The 18506-nt window shown below is 66.5% G+C and carries 10 protein-coding genes; 4 read left to right on the forward strand and 6 right to left on the reverse strand.

Features of this window, described 5'->3' with window-relative positions:
* Window positions 1-291 precede the first annotated feature (291 nt).
* Window positions 292-1104, reverse strand: a complete 813-nt coding sequence (locus tag AB4Y43_RS04970; protein ID WP_368727150.1) for a transporter substrate-binding domain-containing protein — start codon at window positions 1102-1104, stop codon at window positions 292-294.
* A 224-nt stretch (window positions 1105-1328) separates the two neighbouring features.
* Here AB4Y43_RS04970 and hemE point away from each other — a divergent pair, with 224 nt between their 5' ends.
* Together hemE and AB4Y43_RS04980 are read left to right on the forward strand one after the other, a co-directional pair.
* On the forward strand, window positions 1329-2420 hold the full coding sequence (gene hemE, locus AB4Y43_RS04975; RefSeq protein ID WP_368727151.1) for a uroporphyrinogen decarboxylase: 1092 nt from the start codon (window positions 1329-1331) through the stop codon (window positions 2418-2420).
* Window positions 2421-2837: 417 nt separating this feature from the next.
* Window positions 2838-5093, forward strand: a complete 2256-nt coding sequence (locus AB4Y43_RS04980) for a primosomal protein N' (protein ID WP_368727152.1) — start codon at window positions 2838-2840, stop codon at window positions 5091-5093.
* 73 nt (window positions 5094-5166) lie between these two features.
* Here the strand turns inward: AB4Y43_RS04980 and AB4Y43_RS04985 are convergent, their stop codons facing one another.
* Window positions 5167-5607: a hypothetical protein gene (locus tag AB4Y43_RS04985; protein WP_368727153.1), complete on the reverse strand. Its 441-nt coding sequence runs from the start codon at window positions 5605-5607 to the stop codon at window positions 5167-5169.
* Between AB4Y43_RS04985 and putA the strand changes: the two genes are divergently transcribed.
* Window positions 5606-9550 carry a trifunctional transcriptional regulator/proline dehydrogenase/L-glutamate gamma-semialdehyde dehydrogenase gene (gene putA / locus AB4Y43_RS04990; RefSeq protein WP_368727154.1) on the forward strand — a complete coding sequence of 1315 codons (3945 nt, stop codon included), beginning with the start codon at window positions 5606-5608 and terminating at the stop codon, window positions 9548-9550. The two genes, AB4Y43_RS04985 and putA, sit on opposite strands and share 2 nt — an antisense overlap.
* A 97-nt stretch (window positions 9551-9647) precedes the next feature.
* Entirely contained in the window at window positions 9648-10796 is a 1149-nt protein-coding gene (locus AB4Y43_RS04995; RefSeq protein WP_069264433.1) for a branched-chain amino acid ABC transporter substrate-binding protein, read from the forward strand.
* Between the two features lie 123 nt (window positions 10797-10919).
* Here the strand turns inward: AB4Y43_RS04995 and AB4Y43_RS05000 are convergent, their stop codons facing one another.
* The 4 genes from AB4Y43_RS05000 to gcvP form a co-directional block, all read right to left on the reverse strand.
* Complete coding sequence (locus AB4Y43_RS05000; RefSeq protein ID WP_368727155.1) at window positions 10920-12638, reverse strand: thiamine pyrophosphate-binding protein; 1719 nt, start codon at window positions 12636-12638, stop codon at window positions 10920-10922.
* 74 nt (window positions 12639-12712) lie between these two features.
* The gene (locus tag AB4Y43_RS05005) at window positions 12713-14101 is read right to left on the reverse strand and encodes an L-serine ammonia-lyase (RefSeq protein WP_368727156.1); all 1389 of its coding nucleotides are present in this window, start codon (window positions 14099-14101) and stop codon (window positions 12713-12715) included.
* 97 nt (window positions 14102-14198) lie between these two features.
* Window positions 14199-15200 carry an alginate lyase family protein gene (locus tag AB4Y43_RS05010; protein WP_368727196.1) on the reverse strand — a complete coding sequence of 334 codons (1002 nt, stop codon included), beginning with the start codon at window positions 15198-15200 and terminating at the stop codon, window positions 14199-14201.
* Window positions 15201-15513: 313 nt separating this feature from the next.
* Complete coding sequence (gene gcvP, locus AB4Y43_RS05015; RefSeq protein WP_368727157.1) at window positions 15514-18486, reverse strand: aminomethyl-transferring glycine dehydrogenase; 2973 nt, start codon at window positions 18484-18486, stop codon at window positions 15514-15516.
* Window positions 18487-18506: the final 20 nt, after the last annotated feature.

Consider the following 18506-nt stretch of genomic DNA (forward strand, 5'->3'; position numbering starts at 1 on the left):
CCATCCTGAGCGTTTCGCGGAAGTCATTTTTACCGCTATTTTTCGAGGCTGCCTGACAGCCTTAATCGCAACTCGCGCGCGAGGATTCGAATCGCATGAAGGAAGGCCCACCGCATGGGCCTTTTTACGCATGACGCGTACGGTACAGATTTACCGGGTGCGCACATGCGCAGTGCGTCGGCATTGCGCTCGCGCGTGGAATGCAAACTTTGCGTGCCTCGTGTGACCCCATGTTCTGCAACTCATCGTAGCAATTCCAAGGGCCATAACAATGCGGCGCGATTCAACACTTCACTTCAGCCACTGGTCGGAGATTGCCTGATATTCGCCGCTCGCGCGCGCAAGGTGCAGCCACTGATCGACATACTGCTGGAACACCACGTCGCCGCGCGGCACCATCCACGCTTTTTCGCCGTACTGAAACGGCTTGTCGGGATGCACCGAACACAGCCCCGGGTTGAGCTTCTGCTGCAACATGGTCTCGGAGGCGTCGGTCACCATTACGTCGGCCTTGCTCGCGAGAATCTGTTTGAAGATCGTCACGTTGTCCGGGTACATGATGAGATTCGCATTCGGCAGGAACTGCTTCGCGAAGCGCTCGTTCGTGCCGCCCGGATTCACGATCACGCGCACCGAAGGCTGGTTGATCTGCTCAACGGTCTGATACTTCTTGACGTCCGCGCATCGCACGATCGGCGTCTTGCCGTCGACTTGATAGGCCTCGGTGAAGAACGCGCGCTTCTGGCGCTCGAGCGTCGTGGAGACGCCGCCCACTGCAACGTCGCACTTCGCGAGGAAGTCGTTCATGAGGTTCGACCACGACGTCTTCACGAACTCGGCCTTCACGCCCAGCGACTTCGCAAGCGACTGGGTCATGTCGATGTCGATGCCTTCGAACGTGCCGTCCTGCCTGTAGAACGAGTAGGGCTTGTAGTCGCCGGTCGTGCAGGCGCGCAGCGTGCCGCGCGCGATGATTTCGTCGAGGCGCGACGGGGCCGTGGCGCTCTGCGCACCGTTGGCGGGGGTACCGGCGGACTGGCCCGTGGCGCACGCGCTCAGCAAAGCGGCGCTAACGATCGTCAGGCCGAGGGCGGCTTTATTCATCGTGTCTCCAGATCTGGTTTTGGTTGATGTAATGTTTTGGAAAGCCGTCTGATGATAGTCCTCGCGTACGCGGCCGTTAAGCGCGGACTTACCTGGGTAGGCAGGCCTATACTTCAGTGGCATTGCGCTTTCTGATCCCGCCCATCAGGGGCATGACGCGACGGCCGCTCCGGTAAAATGGCCGCTTGCTTCCGAACCTTGGCGCGACTTCGCGCATCCAGCACGTGGCCCACACTCTCCTGAACGACACCTTCCTGCGCGCGCTGCTGCGCCAGCCGACCGAGTACACGCCGATCTGGCTGATGCGCCAGGCAGGCCGCTATCTGCCGGAGTACAACGCCACGCGCAGCCGCGCGGGCAGCTTCCTCGGCCTCGCGAAGAATCCCGATTACGCGACGGAGGTCACGCTCCAGCCGCTCGAGCGCTATCCGCTCGACGCCGCGATCCTGTTCTCCGACATTCTCACGATTCCGGACGCGATGGGCCTTGGCCTCTCGTTCCAGGCGGGTGAAGGGCCGAAGTTCGCGCACCCCGTGCGTACCGAAGAAGACGTGGCGCGGCTCGCCGTGCCGGATATCGGCGCGACGCTCGGCTACGTGACCGACGCCGTACGCGAAATTCGCCGCGCGCTCACCAATGCAGAAGGGCACCAGCGTGTGCCGCTGATCGGCTTCTCGGGCAGCCCTTGGACGCTCGCCTGCTACATGGTCGAAGGTGGCGGCTCGGACGACTTCCGCACGGTGAAGTCGATGCTGTACGCGCGCCCCGACCTCATGCAACGCATTCTCGAAGTGAACGCGCAGGCGGTGGCGGCCTATCTGAACGCGCAGATCGAAGCCGGCGCGCAGGCCGTGATGATCTTCGACACCTGGGGCGGCGCGCTCGCGGACGGCGCGTACCAGCGCTTCTCGCTGGCGTACATCGCGCAGGTCGTGGCGCAGCTCAAGCGCGAGCACGCCGGCGAGCGCGTGCCCGTGATCACCTTCACGAAGGGCGGCGGCCTCTGGCTCGACGAAATCGCCAATACGGGCGTGGACGCCGTTGGCCTCGACTGGACCGTCAACCTCGGGCGCGCGCGCGAGCGCGTGGGCGAGCGCGTGGCGCTGCAGGGCAACCTCGACCCCACAGTGCTGTTCGCTTCGCCGGCCGCGATTCGCGAGCAGGCGCGCGCGGTACTGGACAGCTTTGGCGCGCACCCGGGCCACGTGTTCAACCTCGGCCACGGCATTTCGCAGTTCACGCCGCCCGAAAGCGTGGCCGAACTCGTGGACGAAGTGCATCGCCACAGCCGCGCGATCCGCGCGATCGGTGCGTGACGTTTTTGATGCGCCGCACCAAGCTGGGCTCCGGGCGTCAGGGTATGACCGGGCTCAAGAGGCCATCCAGACGCCATCGCGGTCCTGTCAAGACTTGACTTATACACACTTGCCTCGTTGCGGCGCGCAAGAGGGAAAGGTTGTCGCAGGCGCCCGTTCAGGTCTGCGCAGAATCAATCAGACCCTTGACAGACAAGGCTTTCGGCGCTCCACGGCGCTGTGTGCGGTATCCCACATAACGACGACACGCGGGCGCGCTGCGGCGGCGCCCGAGAAGTTCTCAACAAAGTTATCCACAGGCGCAGATTCGGGGGCGCGATTGTTCTGCGGAATCCAAAACTTAGCGCGAAATCTCAAGTATTACTTGAGGTTTGCATGTCTGTGCGGTGGCGTACGGAACTTCCCTGGGAGTGAGGCATGACAGGGCAGTACGTGCGCGTGGCGCTGGACCATCCACTGGATGCGCTCTACGACTATCGCTATGGCTTCGACAGCGCGCCGGAGCCCGGCATGCTCGTGCGCGTGCCGTTCGGACGTCGCGACGTCGTCGGCCTGATCTGCGAAGTGACCACTCACAGCGACGTGCCCGCGAACAAACTGCGCGACGTAAGCGCGGTGTGCGCCGCCTGTCCGCCGCTTTCGGCGCAATGGCTCGCGCTGGCTGGCTTTGCCGCCGACTACTATCAGCGGGGCCTGGGCGAGGTCGCGTTGCCGGCGCTGCCCCAGGCGCTGCGCGATTCGTCGCGCTGGGCGCGCCTGCTCGCCCCCGAGGAGCGCTACCGTCTGTCGCCGCAAGGGCGCGCCGAGTTGCCCGACGCGTTGCCGGCGCGCGCCCAGGCGCTGCGCCGTCTCGCGCAGGCGCTCGTTGATGCCGGCGAACTCGACGCCGCCGCGGCCCGCGCGCTGCATCCGAAGGCGATTGCGGCGCTCGAAGCCTGGTGCGAAGCGGGCTGGGTCGAGCATGAGTCCATCGAGGTCGGCGCGGCCGCAAGTGCAGCCCACAGCGCACCGCAGACTGCGGCCATGGTGGACGTCCCGCGCCTGAGCGACGAACAGGCCGAAGCCGTGGAGGCCATCGGCGAGGCGAGCGGGTTCGCGCCCTTCCTGTTGCACGGCGTGACGGGCAGCGGCAAGACCGAGGTCTATCTGCGCGCGCTCGCGGCGCTGCTCGAGCGCGACCCCGGCGCGCAGGCGCTCGTGCTGGTCCCGGAAATCAATCTCACGCCGCAGTTCGAGGCGGCGTTTCGCACGCGCTTCGCGGCCACGCTCGCCGACGAGGCCATCGTCACGCTTCACAGCGGCCTCGCGGAAGGCGAGCGCGCCCGCAACTGGCTCGCGGCACACACGGGCCGCGCGCGCATCGTGCTCGGCACGCGGCTCGCGGTGCTGGCCTCGCTGCCGCGTCTCTCGATGCTCGTGATCGACGAGGAGCACGACCCCGCCTACAAGCAGCAGGAAGGGCTGCGCTACTCGGCGCGCGACCTCGCGGTATGGCGTGCGAAGCAGCTGGGCGTGCCGGTCGTGCTCGGCTCGGCCACGCCGTCGCTCGAAAGCTGGTGGCAGGCCGAGCAGGGCCGCTACACGCGCCTCACGCTCTCGCGCCGCGCAATTGCCGACGCGGTGCTGCCTACCGTCAAGCTGATCGATCTCGAAGAGGAGCGCCGGCGGGGCCGCGCTTCCTTCGAAGGGCTCTCCGGGCCCCTGGTCGCGGCGATGAAGGCGCGCCTCGAGCGCGGCGAGCAGAGCCTCGTGTTCCTGAACCGTCGCGGTTATGCGCCTACGCTCGCTTGCGACGCCTGCGGCTGGGTGGCGGGCTGCCCGCGCTGCAGCGCGTACGTCGTGCTGCACAAGCCCGAGCGCGCGCTGCGCTGCCATCACTGCGGCTGGGAATCGCGCATTCCGCATTCGTGCCCGGAGTGCGGCAACGTCGACATCGCGCCGATGGGGCGCGGCACACAGCGCATCGAGGAGGCGCTCGCGAGCGCGGTGCCGGGCGCGCGGGTGCTGCGCATCGACGCCGACAGCACGCGCCGCAAGGGCAGCGCGCAGGCGCTCTTTTCCGACGTGCACGCGGGCGAGGTCGACATCCTGGTGGGCACGCAGATGATCGCGAAGGGGCACGACTTCCAGCGCGTGTCGCTCGTCGGCGTGCTGAACGCCGACAATGCGCTCTTTTCGCACGATTTCCGGGCGAGCGAGCGCCTGTTCGCGCAGTTGATGCAGGTGAGCGGACGGGCGGGGCGCGCCGGCCTGGCTGGCGAGGTGCTCGTGCAGACGCGCTATCCGCGCCACGCGCTCTATCACGCGCTGGCGCGCCAGGACTACGTGGGGTTTGCGAATACGCAGGTCGCGGAGCGGCGCGACGCGCACCTGCCGCCGTTCGTCTATCAGGCGTTATTGCGCGCCGAAGGGCGCACGCTGGAAGCGGCGCTGGCGTTTCTCGCCCAGGCCGCGGAGGCGCTCACCGCGATTCCGGGCGCCGAGCGTGTCATGGCCTACGACGCGGTGCCGCTCACCATCGTGAAGGTGATGAACGTGCATCGCGCGCAACTGCTCGTGGAAAGCCAGTCGCGTGCCGCGCTGCAGGCAACGCTGCGCGCATGGCAGCCCGCGCTGCGCGCGTTGCGCGGCGTGTTGCGCTGGAATCTCGAAGTCGATCCGCTCGATATCTAGCCGCGGACAGCCGCCGCCATGGCCCCGTTGCCGCAACAGCGGGGCCACCCGGTATCAACTTCCCGTTTCTTCCTTACTGGCCGACCGTATCGGCCGCATCCCTGCGCGCCGCGCGCTTCAAACTCATGCGGCGTTCATCCGGCGCCGTCGCGCCGCGCATGAACAGCACGGCGCACGTGGCGCACAACGTCCAGATCCCTGCAATTACCAGCAGCTTTTCCATTTTTTGGTCCCTACGCATTTTCTTGTGATCAACAACCCCGCTCTGTTTGTATAACGGCACGGCCGCGGAATCGATTAGGGTTGTCCAGCGTGTTGCTGGGCCAGGGAAAATACCGAGCGCGACCCGCGCGGCCCGGTGGGCGGTCATCGGCCGCAAACCCAGGCTGCACAAGGCCTCAACCGTGGTGCAACCATTTTGCGAGAGTGGTTGCACCTTTTTATTGGTAGGGTTACGATTCGCCAACTTTTTGGTCACCGCCGGTGCGGGTCTGCCGGCATATGAAGGAAACATGGCTAGCACCACACTTGGCGTCAAAGTCGACGATCTCCTCCGCTCGCGCCTCAAGGACGCCGCCACGCGGCTCGAGCGCACGCCGCACTGGCTCATCAAGCAAGCCATCTTTGCCTACCTCGAGAAGATCGAGCACGGCCAGTTGCCTCCCGAACTCAATGGTCATGTCGGTGCGACCGATCTCGCGGAAGGTGCTACCGCTGACGACGACGAAGCGGCGTCGCACCCGTTCCTTGAATTCGCGCAAAACGTGCAACCGCAGTCGGTGCTGCGCGCGGCCATCACGGCCGCGTACCGCCGCCCTGAGCCGGAGTGCGTGCCATTCCTGATCGGTGAAGCGCGCCTGCCGGCCAACCTCACGGGCGACGTGACGAAGCTCGCCACGAAGCTCGTCGAAACGCTGCGTGCGAAGGGTACCGGCGGCGGCGTGGAAGGCCTGATCCACGAGTTTTCGCTGTCGAGCCAGGAAGGCGTGGCGCTGATGTGCCTCGCCGAAGCGCTGCTGCGCATTCCCGATCGCGCGACGCGCGACGCGCTCATTCGCGACAAGATCAGCAAGGGCGACTGGAAATCGCACGTGGGCCACGCGCCGTCGCTGTTCGTGAACGCCGCCACCTGGGGCCTCATGATCACCGGCAAGCTCGTCACGACGAACAGCGAAACCGGTCTGTCGTCGGCGCTCACGCGCATGATCGGCAAGGGCGGCGAGCCGCTGATCCGCAAGGGCGTGGATATGGCCATGCGCCTGATGGGCGAGCAGTTCGTCACGGGCGAGAACATCTCCGAGGCGCTGGCCAACAGCCGCAAGTTCGAAGCGCGCGGTTTCCGCTACTCGTACGACATGCTCGGCGAAGCCGCGACGACGGAAGCCGATGCCCAGCGCTACTACGCATCGTACGAGCAGGCGATCCACGCGATCGGCAAGGCCGCGGGCGGCCGCGGCATCTACGAGGGCCCCGGCATCTCGATCAAGCTCTCCGCGCTGCACCCGCGCTACTCGCGCGCGCAGCAGGAACGCACGATGGGCGAGCTGCTGCCGCGCGTGCGCGCACTCGCCGTGCTCGCTCGCCGCTATGACATCGGCCTCAATATCGACGCCGAAGAAGCCGACCGCCTCGAACTCTCGCTCGACCTGCTCGAAGCGCTGTGCTTCGATCCGGAACTCGCGGGCTGGAACGGCATCGGCTTCGTGGTCCAGGCTTACCAGAAGCGCTGCCCGTTCGTGATCGACTACATCGTCGATCTCGCGCGGCGCAGCCGTCACCGCATCATGGTGCGCCTCGTGAAGGGCGCGTACTGGGATACGGAAATCAAGCGCGCCCAGGTGGACGGCCTCGAAGGCTATCCCGTGTACACGCGCAAGATCTACACGGATGTCTCCTACCTCGCCTGCGCGAAGAAGCTGCTCGGCGCGCCGGATGCCGTGTATCCGCAGTTCGCCACGCACAACGCGTACACGCTCTCGGCGATCTATCACCTCGCGGGCCAGAACTACTATCCCGGCCAGTACGAATTCCAGTGCCTGCACGGCATGGGCGAGCCGCTGTACGAAGAAGTCACGGGCCCGCTCTCGCAGGGCAAGCTCAACCGTCCGTGCCGCGTCTACGCGCCGGTCGGAACGCATGAAACGCTGCTCGCGTATCTCGTGCGCCGTCTGCTCGAAAACGGCGCGAACACGTCGTTCGTGAACCGCATCGCCGATGCCTCCGTGCCGGTCGCCGAACTGGTCACGAACCCCATCGACGACGCCGCCAAGGTCGTGCCGCTCGGCGCGCCGCACGCGAAGATTCCGCTGCCGCGCGAGCTGTATGGCAACGAGCGTTTCAATTCGATGGGCCTCGATCTGTCGAACGAGCATCGTCTCGCGTCGCTCTCGTCGGCGCTGCTGGCGAGCGCGCATCATCCGTGGCGCGCCGCGCCGATGCTCGCGGACAGCGAGATCGCAGACAGCGCCGCACGCGACGTGCGCAATCCCGCCGATCATCGCGATCTCGTCGGCACCGTAGCGGAAGCGACGAGCGAGCACGTGAGCGCCGCGCTCTCGCACGCCGTGGCCGCCGCGCCGATCTGGCAGGCCACGCCCGTCGAAGCGCGCGCGGATTGCCTCGCACGCGCCGCCGATCTGCTCGAAGCGCAAATGCATACGCTGATGGGCCTGATCGTGCGTGAAGCGGGCAAGTCGCTGCCGAACGCCGTGGCCGAAATCCGCGAAGCGATCGACTTCCTGCGCTACTACTCCACGCAGATCCGCGAAGAGTTCTCGAACGACACGCATCGCCCGCTCGGCCCGGTGGTGTGTATCAGCCCGTGGAACTTCCCGCTCGCGATCTTCATGGGGCAGGTGGCCGCCGCGCTCGCAGCCGGCAACACGGTGCTCGCGAAGCCCGCGGAACAAACGCCGCTGATCGCCGCGCAAGCCGTGCGCATCCTGCGCGAAGCCGGCGTGCCGGCGGGCGCGGTGCAACTGCTGCCGGGCAACGGCGAAACCGTGGGCGCGGCGCTCGTCGCCGATCACCGCACGCGTGCCGTGATGTTCACGGGCTCGACCGAAGTCGCGCGCCTCATCAACAAGACGCTGTCCGAGCGCCTCGATTCCGAAGGCCGCCCGATTCCGCTGATCGCCGAAACCGGCGGCCAGAACGCGATGATCGTCGATTCGTCGGCACTCGCGGAGCAGGTCGTGGCCGACGTGCTGCAAAGCGCCTTCGACTCGGCCGGCCAGCGTTGTTCCGCGCTGCGCGTGCTGTGCCTGCAGGACGACGTGGCCGACCGCACGCTCGAAATGCTCACGGGCGCGATGAAGGAACTCGCGGTGGGCAATCCCGACCGCCTCTCGACCGACGTCGGCCCCGTGATCGACATCGACGCGAAGCGCGGTATCGATACGCACGTGGCAGGCATGCGCGAAAAGGGCCGCAAGGTCCAGCAGATGCCGACGCCCGACTCCTGCGCGCAAGGCACATTCGTGCCGCCTACGCTCATCGAGCTCGACAGCCTCGACGAACTCAAGCGCGAAGTGTTCGGCCCGGTGCTGCACGTGGTGCGCTATCGCCGCAGCCAGCTCGACAAGCTGCTCGAGCAGATCCGCGCGACGGGCTACGGCCTCACGCTCGGCATTCACACGCGTATCGACGAAACGATCGCGCACGTGATCGGCCGCGCGCACGTGGGCAACATCTACGTGAACCGCAACGTGATCGGCGCGGTGGTGGGGGTGCAGCCGTTCGGCGGCGAAGGTCTCTCGGGCACGGGTCCGAAGGCGGGTGGCGCACTGTATCTGTCGCGTCTGCTCGCGAAGCGTCCGGCCGGTTTGCCGAAGTCGCTCGCCAATGTGCTCGTCGTCGACGCGCCGCAAGCGGCTGACGGCAACGGCGCGCCGCAATCGGCACAGGCTGCTCTCACGACGCTGCGCGACTGGCTCATCGCCGAGCGCGAGCCCGCGCTCGCGGCACGCTGCGACGGCTACCTCGAATACGTGCTCGCGGGCGCCACGGCGGTTCTGCCGGGCCCGACGGGCGAGCGCAACACCTACACGCTTTCGGCGCGCGGCACGGTGCTGTGCGTGCCGTCGACGGCCACGGGCGCCCGCGCACAACTCGCCGTTGCGCTCGCAACGGGCAACCGCGCGCTGTTCCAGGGCGCGGCAGGCGAAGCGCTGGTGAGCGCGTTGCCGGCGGCACTGAAGGCGCACGTAGCGATCAAGAAGACGGCGGATGCCGACTTCGATGCGGTCCTCTTCGAAGGCGACAGCGACGAGCTGCTCGCACTCGTGAAGGAAGTGGCCAAACGTCCTGGCCCGATCGTCTCGGTGCAGGGCGTGGCAGCGCACGCGCTCGCCAACGGCGATGAAGATTACGCTCTCGAACGACTGCTCGCGGAACGTTCGGTCAGCGTGAATACGGCAGCAGCGGGCGGTAATGCAAACTTGATGACGATCGGTTAAGCACCAGCCATACTGTCGGTCGTCTCAAGACAAGGAAGCGGCAAGGTCCATTGAAATCCGAAGCCGCTCGTTCGATACCTGGTACCAAGGAGAAGCAATGCAACACACGATGAAGCAGCTGGCAGGCGCAACGCTTGTTGCCGCCCTGTCGCTGGCGGGGACTGCGCAGGCACAACAAGCCGAAGACGTGAAGATCGGTTTCGCCGGTCCGATGACGGGCGCGCAGGCGCACTATGGCAAGGACTTCCAGAACGGCATCACGCTCGCAGTCGAAGACATGAACGCGACGAAGCCCGTGATCGGCGGCAAGCCGGTTCACTTCGTGCTCGACTCGGCCGACGATCAGGCCGACCCGCGCACGGGCACGACGGTCGCGCAGAAGCTCGTCGACGACGGCATCAAGGGCATGCTCGGTCACTTCAACTCGGGCACGACGATCCCGGCTTCGCGCATCTACGCGAACGCAGGCATCCCGCAGATCGCCATGGCGACGGCGCCTGAGTACACGCAACAAGGCTTCAAGACGACGTTCCGCATGATGACCTCGGACACGCAGCAGGGTTCGGTCGCCGGCACGTTCGCCGTGAAGAACCTCGGCTTGAAGAAGATCGTCGTGATCGACGACCGCACGGCCTACGGCCAGGGTCTCGCCGACGAATTCTCGAAGGCTGCAAAGGCTGCCGGCGGCAACATCATCGACCGTGAATACACCAACGACAAGGCCGTCGACTTCAAGTCGGTCTTGACGAAGGCAAAGGCGATGAACCCCGACCTGGTCTACTTCGGCGGCGCGGATTCGCAAGCGGCACCGATGGTCAAGCAGATGAAGTCGCTGGGCATCAAGGCTCCGCTGATGGGCGGCGAAATGGTGCACACGCCGACCTTCCTGCAGATCGCGGGTGACGCGGCGAACGGCACGGTGGCGTCGCTCGCCGGCCTGCCGCTCGACCAGATGCCGGGTGGCAAGGACTACGTCACGAAGTACAAGAAGCGCTTCGGTGAAGACGTGCAGACGTACTCGCCGTACGCCTACGACGGCGCCATGGCGATGTTCGACGCGATGAAGAAGGCCAACTCGACGGATCCGGCGAAGTACCTGCCGTTCCTCGCGAAGACCAGCATGCCGGCAGTCACGACGTCGGACCTCGCGTACGACACGCGCGGCGACCTGAAGAACGGCGGCATCACGCTGTACAAGGTCGTCGACGGCAAGTGGACGACGCTGCAAAGCGTGGGCGGCAAGTAAGCGCCTGAGCTTTAGCTGAAGTCAAAAGCCCCGCAGAATCGAAAGATCTGCGGGGCTTTTGTTTGTGCGCTCACTGCTGCTCGTCCAGCGCGACAGGTGAGCTTGTTCAGGATTCCTTTTCAGTCATTCTCCGCGCATTTTCTTGCCCGCTTCGCGAATCTGTTCGAGCGTGGCCGCAGGCGTGCTCGCTTCCTTCGTCACACGGATCTCGATCAGCGCGGGCTTGCCTGCCGTGAGCGCACGCTCGAGCGCGGGGGCGAATTGCGCCGTGGTCGTGACGACTTCGCCGTGCGCGCCGAACGACTGCGCAAACGCCGCGAAGTCGGGGTTCGTGAGTTGCGTGCCGTGCACGCGGTTCGGATAGTGGCGCTCCTGATGCATGCGGATCGTGCCGTAGTGCGCGTTGTTCACGACGATGAACACGACATTCAGGCCGTACTGCACCGCCGTGGCGAGTTCCGAAGAGGCCATCATGAAGCAGCCGTCGCCCGCGAGCGCAACCACGGTGCGCGAGGGGTATTGCGACTTCGCGGCGATCGCGGCGGGCACGCCGTAGCCCATCGCGCCGCTCGTGGGTGCAAGTTGCGAGCGGAAGTGGCGATACGCGAAATGGCGATGCAGCCACGTTGCGTAATTGCCCGCGCCGTTCGTGACGATCGCATCGTCGGGCAGCCGTGCGCGCAGTTGCTGCATGACTTCGCCGAGCTGCACGTCGCCGGGCATCGGCAGCGGCTTGCGCCATGCGTGCCACGCCTCGTGTGCTTCTGCGGCGCTGCCGGCCCACGCGGGTTGAGCGGGTGCCGGGAGGGCTGCGAGCAGCGCCGCGAATTCCGCGAGGCCCGAAACGATTGGCAGATCGGCTGCGTAGACGCGGCCGAGCTCCTCCGCGCCCTGATGCACGTGAATGAGCGTTTGCTTCGTTTTGGGAATGTCGAAGAGCGTGTAGCCGCCCGTCGTCGATTCGCCCAGACGCGGACCGAGTGCGAGCAGCACGTCGGCTTCGCGGATGCGCTTCGCGAGTGCCGGATTGATGCCGAGGCCCACGTCGCCCGCGTAGTTCGGGTGATCGTTGTTGAGCGTGTCCTGAAAGCGGAACGCGAGGCCGACGGGCAATTGCCAGTTCTCGACGAAGCGCTGGAAGTCCGCACAAGCCTGCGGGTTCCAGCCATGGCCGCCCGCGATCACGAACGGCTTTTTCGCGCCCGCGAGCAGTTCGCGCACGCGCTCCATCTGCGCGGCGGAAGGCGACGCCTGCACGCGCTGCGCGCTCGGCGCGATGGGCTGCGCTTCGGACGCGGGAATCGCGCCGCTCAGCATGTCTTCGGGCAGCGCGAGCACGACCGGACCCGGCCGTCCCGACATCGCCACATGGAACGCGTGGCTCAGGTATTCGGGCACGCGGCGCGCGTCGTCGATCTGCGCGACCCACTTCGCCATCTGGCCGAACATGCGTCGATAGTCGATTTCCTGGAACGCCTCGCGGTCCATCTGCTCGCGGGCGACCTGGCCGATCAGGAGGATCATCGGCGTGGAGTCCTGAAACGCCGTGTGCACGCCAATCGAGGCGTGCGTGGCGCCCGGCCCGCGCGTGACGAGCGCGATGCCGGGCCTGCCCGTGAGCTTGCCGATCGCTTCCGCCATGTTCGCCGCCGCTGCCTCGTGACGGCACACCACGGTTTCGATCTTTGCGGTTTCGTCGGACAAGGAATCGAGCACCGCAAGATAGCTCTCGCCCGGTACGCAAAACACGCGCTCGACGCCATTGGCGACGAGCGCATCGACGACGAGGCGAGCTCCGGTGGTAGTGGCTTCGGTGGTGGCGGATGCGTTCGGCTGCTGCATGACGGTCAAGTCTCCTTCAATCGTTACGTGATTACGTTCGGATGCTTCAGGCAAGGCGACAGCGCTTCAACGAATCAGCACTCGACGATGTTCACGGCGAGGCCGCCGCGCGAGGTCTCCTTGTACTTCGTCTTCATGTCGGCGCCGGTCTCGCGCATCGTCTTGATCACCGAGTCGAGCGAGACGTAATGCGCGCCGTCGCCGCGCAGCGCCATGCGCGCGGCGTTCACGGCTTTCACCGAGGCCATGGCGTTGCGTTCGATGCAGGGAATCTGCACCATGCCGCCCACGGGGTCGCAGGTGAGGCCGAGGTTGTGCTCCATGCCGATTTCGGCGGCGTTTTCGACCTGCAGCGGCGTGCCGCCCAGCACCGCAGCGAGCGCGCCGGCGGCCATCGAGCAGGCCACGCCCACTTCGCCCTGGCAGCCCACTTCGGCGCCCGAAATCGACGCGTTGAGCTTGTAGAGAATGCCGATGGCGGCCGCGGTGAGCAGGAAGTCGATCACGCCCTGTTCGTTCGCGCCCGGCGTGAAGCGCACGTAGTAGTGCAGCACGGCGGGGATGATGCCCGCTGCGCCGTTGGTCGGCGCAGTCACGACGCGTCCGCCCGCGGCGTTTTCCTCGTTCACGGCGATCGCGTACAGGTTTATCCAGTCGATCATCGAGAGCGGATCTTGCAGCGCGCGCTCGGGGTTGCTGGTCAGTGCGCGATAAAGCTGCGGCGCACGGCGCTTCACCGCGAAGGGGCCGGGCAGCGTGCCGTCGGCGTCGGGATTGTTGATGCCGCAACCGCGCGATACGCACGACTGCATCACGTTCCAGATGTGCAGGAGACCTGAGCGGATCTGCTCGTCGCTGTGCCAGACGCGCTCGTTTTCGAGCATCAACTGCGCGATGCTCTTGCCCGTCGAGGCGCACAGCGCGAGCATCTCCGCGCCCGTGGTGAACGGATTCGGCCATTGCTGGGCCGCCGCGAGCACCTTCGTGTTCGGCGCGCCGGCCGTGACGACGAAGCCCCCGCCTACCGACAGATAGGTGCTTTCGCGCAGCGTGTCGCCGTTCGCATCGAGCGCGCGCAGCTTCATGCCGTTCGGGTGTTCGGGCAGCGCCTGGCGATAGAACGCCACGTGCTCCTTGGGAACGAACGCGATGGGATGGCGGCCGAGCAGCGCGAGCTGGCGCGAGGTGCGCACGGCTTCGAGACGCTCGCTGATGGTGTCGGGATCGACGGTGTCGGGCGCGTCGCCCATGAGGCCCAGCATGACGCCGCGGTCGGTGCCGTGGCCCTTGCCGGTGGCGCCGAGCGAGCCGTACAGCTCGACCTTCACGGCGGCGGTGCTCGCAAGCAGACCGTCGCGCTCGAGTCCTTCGGCGAACATCAGCGCTGCGCGCATCGGCCCGACCGTGTGCGAGCTGGAGGGCCCGATGCCGACTTTGAAGAGATCGAAAACGCTTACTGCCATGGGTACTGCTCCTGCTTGTCTGACGTTGGTTTGTAGGGATGCGGCGCGTTCGGCGGCATCGTTATTTCCCGTGCCGCCGCCGCATCCCGCGCGCGTTTTACCGCGCCGGCAACGGCAGACAGACGGCGAGCCACGCGGGCGGCGTGGGCGCGAGTTTCAGCGCGACTGGTGCAAAGCGGCCGTCGAGTCGCGCCGCGAGGTGAAACAGTTCGGCGGCGTTTTTGGGGTCCCACTGGCCGGTGTAGCCCGGCAGGCCCGCTTCGCGCCGCTTCGCGTCGAACGGTACGTTCGAATGCACGAATTCGTCGTGCGTCTTCTGGCCGAGCGCATACGGCGTGAGCCAGTCGAGCGCGCCCGCGAGCGTCGCGCCGTTGGCCGCGCGTTCGGTCAGCCAGTTGCGGTTGTGGCGGCGCGCGGCGAGCGCGGCGGTCACGAGCGGCTGCAAATCGTAGGTCACGTAGTGCAGTGCATCGCGCTCGGAGAAGTCGAGTGTCGAGCCGTCGGGCGCGACGTTGTCGCCGAGATGCTCGACGAAGAGCCGCTGCGCCGTCGCGATCATCTTGCGGTTGTCGAGCGTGAACGCGATCATCGCTATCAGTTTGACCCGATGGCTCTGCCAGTTGTTCGCAAAATTTCCCTTGAGCGGGCGCGGCTGCGCGTCGATCTGCGCGATATAGCCGGTCGCGAAGCTGTTCAGGAACTGCATGGTCGCGTTGCGCGTTTTCACGGGCAGCGCGCTCGCGGTCATGTCGTAGGCGAGTATCAGCCCCTCGAAACGCGTTTCGTCGATGGGATTGAAGCTCGGCTTGTACGTGGTGACCCAGGCGAGCAGAAAGCGGTCCACGAGCTTCAGGAAGCGCTCGTCGCTCGTCGCGCGCCACGCGAGCGCGGCGTTGCGCATGAGGTCGAGTTCCTTCGCCGCCTCGACGCTCTGGTCGTAGATGCCCTCGTGCGGCAGCGTGCCCTCGGTGTGCAGGCGCGGCAGCGGACGCGGCGTGTCGTTCACGTGCGTCAGCACCTCGGCCACGAGCGCCCTCACGCCCGGATCGGAGTTGGTGCGCTCGCTCGATTGCAGCGCGGGGGCCGCGCAGAAGTTCATGGCCGCATGGGCCGTACCGGCGAAGGTCGCGGTGAAGGTGGCGCAGGCAAGCGCCAGCGCAGCGGCAAGGCGCTGCGGGCGGCGTAACAGCGCACCGCGCGCGTGCCGGGCCTGCCGGACCGAATTCCGCGTTGCGGCATGCGGCAAGTCCCGCACCGAGTTCCGCAATGGAACCATTCGCACCTTCCGCGCCATGCGCGACTCCCTGATTCAAGGCTGACAGGTGTGTGATGTTAGCGGTTTGCGGCGGCAAATGTGAGAGGGATGACCGCCGCCGCGTGAGCCGAAGGTCACGCGGCGGCTTCACAAGGGCTTATTCGCCGGCGGTTTCGTCTGCATGTTCGCCCGCATATTCGCTAAGCGGCACGCACGAGCAGAACAGGTTGCGGTCGCCGTAAGCGTTGTCGGCGCGGCCGACCGGCGGCCAGTACTTGCGCGCGACGAGCGATGCGACCGGGTAGGCGGCCTGCTCGCGCGAGTAGGCGTGCTTCCAGTCGTCGGCGACCACCACGGCGGCCGTGTGCGGCGCGTGACGCAGCGGATTGTCTTCCTTGTCCGCGCGGCCGTCTTCCACGGCGCGGATTTCCTCGCGGATGGCAACCATCGCGTCGATGAAGCGGTCGAGCTCCTCCTTCGACTCCGACTCGGTCGGCTCGACCATCAGCGTGCCCGGCACCGGGAAGCTCATGGTCGGGGCGTGGAAGCCGTAGTCCATCAGGCGCTTGGCCACGTCGTCCACGGTGATGCCGCTTGCATCCTTGATGGGGCGCAGGTCGAGAATGCACTCGTGCGCGACGAGCCCGCCCGGGCCGCTGTAGAGCACCGGGAAGTGCGGCGCGAGCTTGTTCGCCACGTAGTTGGCGTTGAGGATCGCGTTTTCGGTCGCAGCGGTCAGGTTGGCCGCGCCCATCATGGCGATGTACATCCACGAGATCGGCAGGATCGAGGCCGAGCCGTAAGGCGCTGCGCTCACCGCGCCGATGCCGTGACCCTTATCGGTCGAGCGCTTGTAGCCCGACGAAAGCTGGTTCGGCAGGAACTGCGCGAGGTGCGCGCCCACTGCGACCGGACCGACGCCCGGGCCGCCGCCGCCGTGCGGAATGCAGAAGGTCTTGTGCAGGTTCAGGTGCGAGACGTCGCCGCCGAACTGGCCCGGCGCCGCCAGACCCACCATCGCGTTCATGTTCGCGCCGTCCACGTACACCTGGCCGCCCGCCGCGTGCACGATCTCGCAGACTTCCCGCACGTTCTCTTCGAACACGCCGTGCGTGGACGGGTACGTGATCATGATCGCCGCGAGCTTGGCCGCGTGCTGTTCGGCCTTGGCCTTGAGGTCGGCGAGATCGATGTTGCCTTGCGCGTCGCACGCGACCACGACCACCTGCATGCCGGCCATCTGCGCCGATGCGGGGTTCGTGCCGTGCGCCGAAGCGGGAATCAGGCAGACGTTGCGATGCGCTTCGCCGCGCGAGGCGTGGTACGCCTGGATGATGAGCAGACCCGCATATTCGCCCTGCGAGCCCGCGTTCGGCTGCAGCGAGACGGCGGCGTAGCCCGTTGCGGCCACGAGCATCTGTTCGAGCTGATCGACCATCTCGCGATAGCCAACCGTTTGCTCCGCAGGCGCGAACGGGTGGATGCGGCCGAACTCGGGCCACGTCACCGGCAGCATTTCCGAGGTCGCATTGAGCTTCATCGTGCACGAGCCGAGCGGGATCATCGAGCGGTCGAGCGCGAGGTCCTTGTCGGAGAGGCTGCGCAGGTAACGCAGCATTTCCGTTTCCGAATGGTGACGATTGAACACCGGATGCGTGAGGTACGCGCTTTCGCGCACCAGCGCGGCCGGGAACGTCAACGCGGCGGCTTGCGTGAGTTCGGCGTCGAGCTTGTCGACCGAAGGCGCTTCGCCGGCGAACGCGGCTTGCGCGAACACGGCGAGCAGGTCGGCCAGATCGGCGCGCGAAGTCGTTTCGTCGACGGACACGCCCACACGCGTCTCACTCACGTGGCGCAGGTTCATGCCGCGCGCAAGGGCCGCGTCGTGCAGCGCCTGGGTGCGCGGGCCGGCTTCGAACGTGAGCGTGTCGAAGAACGCTTCGTTCACGAGCGTGTAGCCCAGTTGCTTCGCGCCCGCGGCGAGGATCGCGGCGACGCGGTTCACGCGTTGCGCGATGCGCTTCAAGCCTTGCGGGCCGTGGTAGACGGCGTACATGCTCGCCATGATCGCGAGCAGCGCCTGTGCCGTGCAGACGTTCGACGTCGCTTTTTCGCGGCGGATGTGCTGTTCGCGTGTTTGCAGCGCGAGGCGCAGCGCCGGGTTGCCTTGCGCGTCGATGGTCACGCCGACGAGACGGCCCGGCATCTGGCGCTTGAATTCGTCCTTCACCGCGAGGTAGGCGGCGTGCGGGCCGCCGAAGCCCATCGGCACGCCAAAGCGCTGCGAGTTGCCCACGGCCACGTCCGCGCCCCATTCGCCCGGCGGCGTGAGGACGGTGAGTGCAAGCAGATCGGCGGCGGCGATCACCGCGCCGCCGGCTGCGTGCACGGCTTGTGCGAGCGCGCGGTAGTCGCGCACGTCGCCGTTCACGCCCGGATATTGCAGCAGCACGCCGAAGGCACCTGCATTGACTGCTTCAGCGGCCGGACCGACCTTTACCTCGATGCCGATCGGCTTGGCGCGCGTTTTCACGACTTCGATGGTCTGCGCCAGCACGTCGTCGGCGACGAAGAACACGTTCGACTTCGACTTGCCCACGCGCTGCACGAGCGTCATGGCTTCGGCGGCGGCAGTGGCTTCGTCGAGCAGCGACGCGTTCGAGATCGCGAGGCCGGTCAGGTCGGTGATCATCTGCTGGAAGTTCAAGAGGGCTTCGAGGCGGCCCTGCGAGATTTCCGGCTGGTACGGCGTGTACGCGGTGTACCACGCCGGGTTTTCGAGCACGTTGCGCAGGATGACGGCCGGCGTGTGCGTGTCGTAGTAGCCCTGCCCGATATACGAGCGGAACACCTGGTTCTTGTCCGCGAGCGCGCGCAGGGCGGCGAGCGCCTCGGCTTCCGAGCGCGGCTGCGAGAACGGCCCGAGCGGCAGCGTCTCGTTGCGGCGGATCTTCGCCGGAATCACCGCATCGATCAGCGCGTCGCGCGAGGCGAAGCCGAGCGCGTCGAGCATCGCCTGCTGGTCGGCCGTGTCGGGGCCGATGTGGCGGGCGGCGAAAGCGTCGTGCGCTTCAAGTGCAGCAAGCGAGAGCGGGGAGTTCATCAGACGATCCGGGTGTTCGAGCTTCATAGGGATTCCTGCGGGCGCGG

Origin of the sequence: Paraburkholderia sp. BR10872, assembly GCF_040965835.1 — a bacterium.
Lineage (GTDB): Bacteria > Pseudomonadota > Gammaproteobacteria > Burkholderiales > Burkholderiaceae > Paraburkholderia > Paraburkholderia nodosa_A.

Bases quoted from the DNA above. Each gene is read 5' to 3' on its own strand.
- AB4Y43_RS04970 (WP_368727150.1), bottom strand. From the start codon at position 1,104: ATGAATAAAGCCGCCCTCGGCCTGACGATCGTTAGCGCCGCTTTGCTG.
- AB4Y43_RS04980 (WP_368727152.1), top strand. From the start codon at position 2,838: ATGACAGGGCAGTACGTGCGCGTGGCGCTGGACCATCCACTGGATGCG.
- gcvP (WP_368727157.1), bottom strand. From the start codon at position 18,486: ATGAAGCTCGAACACCCGGATCGTCTGATGAACTCCCCGCTCTCGCTT.
- AB4Y43_RS04995 (WP_069264433.1), top strand. From the start codon at position 9,648: ATGCAACACACGATGAAGCAGCTGGCAGGCGCAACGCTTGTTGCCGCC.
- AB4Y43_RS04985 (WP_368727153.1), bottom strand. From the start codon at position 5,607: ATGTTTCCTTCATATGCCGGCAGACCCGCACCGGCGGTGACCAAAAAG.
- AB4Y43_RS05005 (WP_368727156.1), bottom strand. From the start codon at position 14,101: ATGGCAGTAAGCGTTTTCGATCTCTTCAAAGTCGGCATCGGGCCCTCC.
- AB4Y43_RS05000 (WP_368727155.1), bottom strand. From the start codon at position 12,638: ATGCAGCAGCCGAACGCATCCGCCACCACCGAAGCCACTACCACCGGA.
- putA (WP_368727154.1), top strand. From the start codon at position 5,606: ATGGCTAGCACCACACTTGGCGTCAAAGTCGACGATCTCCTCCGCTCG.
- AB4Y43_RS05010 (WP_368727196.1), bottom strand. From the start codon at position 15,200: ATGAACTTCTGCGCGGCCCCCGCGCTGCAATCGAGCGAGCGCACCAAC.